This window comes from Limnofasciculus baicalensis BBK-W-15 (genome assembly GCF_024178385.1).
Lineage (GTDB): Bacteria > Cyanobacteriota > Cyanobacteriia > Cyanobacteriales > Coleofasciculaceae > Limnofasciculus > Limnofasciculus baicalensis.
Genome location: NZ_JAMZMM010000365.1, coordinates 1 through 6,101, shown reverse-complemented (window position 1 = coordinate 6,101; position 6,101 = coordinate 1). Strand labels below are relative to the sequence as shown.

Annotated in this window: 2 protein-coding genes; both read left to right on the top strand. The window is 42.0% G+C overall.

All coding sequences use genetic code 11. The features are described 5' to 3' along the window. On the top strand, positions 1 to 3,253 hold a 3,253-nt coding region (locus NJ959_RS24485; protein WP_254014365.1), incomplete at its 5' end, for a DUF2157 domain-containing protein. Positions 3,254 to 3,736: 483 nt separating this feature from the next. After that, positions 3,737 to 5,977, top strand: coding sequence for a CHASE2 domain-containing protein (locus NJ959_RS24480; protein WP_254014364.1), 2,241 nt, complete (start codon positions 3,737 to 3,739; stop codon positions 5,975 to 5,977). The last annotated feature ends 124 nt before the right edge of the window (positions 5,978 to 6,101 follow it).

Below are 6,101 nucleotides of genomic sequence, written 5' to 3'. Positions count from 1 at the left end.
CCATAGTAATGGTAATGTCTCTGGTTCTCCCTATTCTATTTTACCAAATGCTCCTACTGGTAGTTCTGTAGTTATATACGCTTTAGTTGTATTATTAGCACGAGGAATTTTTATAGTTGGCTTACCCATTCAACAGCTAGGGTTGGCTATTGCTATTTGTGGTTGGTTATTGGCGCGATTGGGTAAACCATCGGAAATAGAAGCCGAGTCGGCATCTTCTTTTGGCTCCCAAGTATGGGATGGAATTGGTGGGGGATTGTTACTAGTTGGTTGGTTAGTTTGTATCGAAGAGTCTTTTCCTTTCCAAGCGACTATGGTTAGTGGCTTGGCTTTGTCATTTTTTACTCAACGTTTGCAGTATTTTAGTCTCCGTCGGGATTTAGCTGCTATTTTTCTGATTGGGTTACAGTCACTATTCTTGTTATGGCGATTAATTCCATCCCAATTACAACAAAGTGCGATCGCAATTTTTACCCAATTCACTGATTCATCCTCCGATGCCTTACTCAGTTTAGCACTATTTCCTTATATAATAAGTTGGGTAGGCTTGACGGATTGGCTATATCGTCGTGAAAAAAATAAGCTTGCTCGTTTTGGGGAATGGCTTACTCTAATTTTGGGTGTGACTTTAACTGCAATTAGTACATTAAGCCATACTACTCAATCGCTAAATTTATTACTTTCCACGATAACTCTAGGGATTGTCGCCTCCCGCCGCCTTCCATTGAGAGTTTCTCTCGTCTATCTAACTCATATTACAGGATTACTTACTGTATTTTCCATTATTTATGAATGGTTTCCGAATTTAAGTCAAGTAGCCTGGGCAACGATATTACTAATTTTAATGGTAGGAGAATGGATCGTTGCCACAATGGGATGCTTCTGGAGGGCAAAGCCATCGCAAATAATCCAAAATACAGATAAAAATACTCCCCAATCCCCTTCTCAGGTAAGAGGTGAGAGGCAAGAGGTAACAAGAAAAACTCCCCACTCCCCACTCCAAAAAAACCACTCCCCATTCCCTGAAAGTTGTTGGTATATCGGTTTTATCCTAGCTGGTATCAGTTATATGTTGCTGTGGAATGAAACTTTTACGGCAAATTTCATTATCCCATCAACATCTCAACAATTCGGACTATTATGGCTATTAACTCCCCTCACACTAACAGGAGTAGCTAGTCGCATGAGTGGGAATCAACGGCGACGAAAAGAGGCATCATGGTGGAGTATTATTGCTTTAATTATGATGCAATGTATCACCCTTCCCTTTTCAGGGGGAAGACTCATCAGTTTAGCCTTGGCGACAGGATTGATGTGGATAAATACTGGGTATTTAAAAGAGTTAGCCGCCGCATCAATTAATATTGGATTTGGTTTAAGTTATGCCGCGATGCTCCTGTGGGAAGGTATCCCTGGTTTGGCGAAACTATCAGGAGGGGATTGGTTTTTAGCGGGTGCGATCGCAATTATAGCTTTATGGTTACTCCAAAAGTGGTTAATTCAACGCCATGGCACTCTAGCCGCACTATACGCCCAAGCTTCTGATACATGGGCACTGACGCTATCGGCACTAGAATTATTTTTGTTAATTCTACATTCCTATTTGGGTTATCAAGATATTGTTTCTGGTAGTTGGCAGTATCCTACTGCTTCTATTTTAATCGGGATTGCTATTTTATTCCGTTACTGGCAAGAGCAGACAGAGAGTGGATTCTACGGTATTAACTTGGCGGTTGAGCTGGCTGTGGCTGAGGGTATTTTACTGGCAAATGGTTCAAGTTTATCTCTATCGATAGGAAATATTATCCTCGGATTAGTGATATTGTTATGCACCGATTGGTTTGTGAAACGAGAATCCATATCCTCCAGACTAAGAATCCATAGTCAAGGATTACCTTTGTTTTATGCCACCTTTGGCATTGCTCTTCGTGCAGCTTACTTTACTCCTTATACAGGATTACTTACCCTCGGTGGGGCTTTAACTTTCATCGCGGTTGGGTGTCGGTATCCCCAAAACAGGAGTATTAGCTATCTGGGAATTGCTGGTATTTCTATCGCCTGGTATGAGCTAGCAATTTACCAGATGCTACAGACACCAGGAGGCAGTCCGGCTGATGGCTTTACCATTTTAGCAGGACTAGCCGCTGCGATCGCAATTATTTATCGATTATTTGCCTGGTTTAGGCAATTACGCCATCATCCCCATCTCCTCAACTTTACTATTGCCGAAATTACTAATATCGCCCACATCCACTGGGTAATTGGTAGTGCGCTAATCTTACTCGCAGCGACAACATCACTAGGCACAACCCCAAAATTAAGAACATTTGGCGTTGGCATCAGCTTTGTGCTAGCTTTGTACGCAATTATCCAAGGACGTTATCCCAAACAAAGAAACAAAACAAATCTTCCTCAAAATCCTCCCAGCTCATCCACTCATGACTTCTGGGTATATCTAGGATTAATTGAAGTCGCAGTCACAGGAATCTATACACGTTTAACTTGGACGCAATTAGGTATACTCGATCCTTGGCGCGTCATAGTTTCCTGTGGATTTGCCATCTTCCTTTACCAAATTCCTTGGTGGCGAGGGGGATGGAATATTATACCGTGGCAGCGTTATGCGATCGTATCTCCACTTTTGACAGTATTGACAATTTGGCTAAAAGGTGATGTAATTTCCGATCTTAATCTATTTGCGATCGCAAGTTTTTATGGCTGGATAGCCAAGTGCCAAGTAAATCTACGCTGGACTTATTTTAGTTTATTTTTCGTCGATTGGGCGATCGCACGTTATTTCGATAGGCTAGAGCTAACAGATCCTTTATGGAATGCCATGTTAATTGGCTTATCTATACTATACATCGCCCAAATCGATCCTGAATTACAAATACCTGCACAGAGACAAACTCGTCACTACCTGTACTTACTGGGTAGCGGGATAATTTGCCTCGTAGCCTTATTATGCCATCAAGATACTGGAGTGATACCCGCCATTATCAGTATTATCGCTATTTTTGCCGGATTGGGGGTGCGGGTGCGGGCTTTTCTGTTTGTGGGTACAGCTACATTTTTACTTACCACCTTTTATCAATTAGTTGTTTTAAGTTTCCGCTATCCCTTCTCTAAATGGGTGATTGGGTTAATTGTCGGTATTTTATTTATCAGTATTGCGGCTAACTTTGAAAGGCGACGGGAACAAATTATTTCCATCTTGCAAAACTGGGTTGCCCAATTGAGTCGATGGGCTTAATCAAATATCCCCATAGGGCTGTTTCATTCTCCGTCGAGAAATGGGAGAGTGGGGAGTGTGGGGAGAGTGCGGGAAGCAGGGATGAGCTTTAGCCCTTTTATGATGGGGCGGTTGAAACCGCTACTACACAAACGAAGTCTGCCTTCGCAGACTAAAAGATATCGCGACAAACAATAATTAACCAGAGACTGAGAGCCAATTCCCAACCAACAGCCAAGAGTCAATAACCTATTTATTTTTCTTTTACTAGAGAGAAAAATTGACACTATTTACCAAAATATATATTAAACTTTCAATAATTATTAATAGAGCCGATGCTACCTCTTGACAATCTTGGTATTGTTACGGAAAAATAGAAAGAAACCGTTGATTTTCTCAATATAATGTCAGGGCATCTATATAGAAATAGCTATTTTTTTCTGAGATGGTATTAGAGTCAGATAGATGTTAAAAGTAAGTCTCGGTTTCAGGCTGAAGCAGTGGATGAAACAACAGCGCCCGGTATTAATCACGGCTGCTGGAGTGACAGGCGCTGCGATCGTCCTCCGCTTAATGGGTATACTACAGTCAGCAGAATTTGTCGCTTTAGACGAATTATTTCGCCTGCGCCCACCTGAAGCGCAAGACAACCGCGTCGTCATTGTCGAAATTAAGGAGACTAACCTTCAGGATATTGGACAATGGCCGATTCCCGATCGCCTCATGGCACAGTTGTTACAAAAATTAAATACCTATCAGCCACGGGCGATTGGCTTGGATATTTATCGGGATTTACCAGTTAAACCCGGTAACGAAGAATTTCTCCAAGCAACGAAAACAATTCCCAATTTAATTGGCATAGAAAGACTACCCGATAAAAATAGTTTAGGCGTTCCTGGACAAGCTATATTAAGTAAACGGAAACAGATTGGCTTCAATAACGTTGTCGTCGATTCTGATGGTAAAGTACGCCGGAGCTTACTATACTGGCACATTGAGGGCAAACAACACAACAGTTTTGCCCTGAAATTAGCCTTAACTTATCTCCAATCAGAAAAAATCGCACCCCAAAGTGCAACTACCAATCCCAATTATTTGCAACTGGGTAAAGTTGTATTTCCCTATTTTAAACCCTTTGATGGCGGCTATGCCAGGGCAGACGATCGCGGCTATCAAATTTTAGGCAATCTTCCTTGTGCTAGCGACTTTCGGGAGAGCATCCCACTTTGGCAAAGATACTCGTTTTTTGACAAATTTTTTACCCCCCCAGCCCCCCTTGTCAAAGGGGGGAGCAAGAATACAACCTGCATTTCTTCCAAATCGGGATGCTCCCGCTTTCAGACCGTATCAATAGACCAAATTTTAGCAGACAAAGTACCTGCCGAGTTACTGCGCGATCGCATTATCATAATTGGCTCCAGAGCGCCCAGCCTAGAAGATGTATTCTACACTCCTTACAGCGATGGACGGGCTGGAGTAGCCCAATCAATTTTTGGGGTAGAATTGCAAGCCAGCTTTACCAGCCAAATTCTCAGTGCAGTTTTGGATGGACGACCCTTAATCAAGGTATTATCAAAACCGATAGAATGGGTGTGGATCTTCGGGTGGTCAGTGTTAGGTGCAGCTATTATCTGGAAACTGCGATCGCCCCTACGCTCTTTTGGCGGTATCCTAATTACAGCGATTGGTTTGATTGGAAGCTGTTACATCGCCTTTTTAGGAGGATGGTGGTTACCCCTAATTCCTTCCATGTTAGGGTTACTTGGATCGGCGATAGTGGGGATTAGTCAGCTAGCATATATACAGGAAGAATTAAAACGTTCCAAAGAATTTTTGCATACTGTGATTGATACTATTCCAGATCCGGTTTTTGTCAAAGATAAAAAGCATCGATGGATTATATTAAATCCTGCCTATTGCAACTTCGTCGGGTATTCCCTAAAAACGTTAATGGGAAAATCAGACTATGACATCTTTCCACCGGAAGAAGCCACGGCATTTTGGAGTCACGACGAACTAGTTTTCCAAACAGGTACAGCCCAAGAAAATGAAGAACAACTAACCGATTCTCAAGGGAAAACTTATCTAATTGCCACTAAAAAATCTCTCCATAAAGACGCGGCTGGTAATATATTTTTAGTTGGGGTAATTCGAGATATTACGGAACGGAAGCGCACCGAGGAAGAATTGAGACGCTCCAATATTGAACTCAAACTTTCCGAAGATAGACTCCGCTATATAGCCTATCACGATCCCTTAACCAGTCTTGGCAATCGCAAATACTTCCAAGAAAACCTTACTCAGTCTCTAGATTGGTCCCGCAGTCAACACCAACTATTAGCCCTACTATTTCTAGATTTAGATGGCTTTAAAAAGGTGAATGACACATTAGGGCACGATATCGGCGATGAACTCCTGAAAGCTGTAGCTGATAGACTAAAAAATAGCTTACGGAGTAGCGATATTGTCTCTCGACTTGGGGGTGACGAATTTACGGTAATTCTCCCCGGAATTCCTGAAGCAAAATATGCTGGTAAGGTGGCGAAAAAGATTGGTGAGGCTATCTCTGAAGATTACTACTTAGAAGGACATAAGGTACAGGTAACTACTAGTATTGGTATCAGTCTTTTCCCCCTTGATGGTGAAACTGAGGAGATGTTAATTAAGAAAGCAGACACAGCCATGTATCATGCCAAAAAATCAGGTCGCAATCAACATCAATTTTGTCATTCTACTAGCTCGTAAATATAGCGATTGCCAAATTAATCCTTTGTTATAGGCAATTGCTCTGGGGATATCGATATTTTTCCATTTTTCAGCTACTTGAGCCTGAGCTAATGATTCCCCAGCCACTACTTGAGGCTGAATT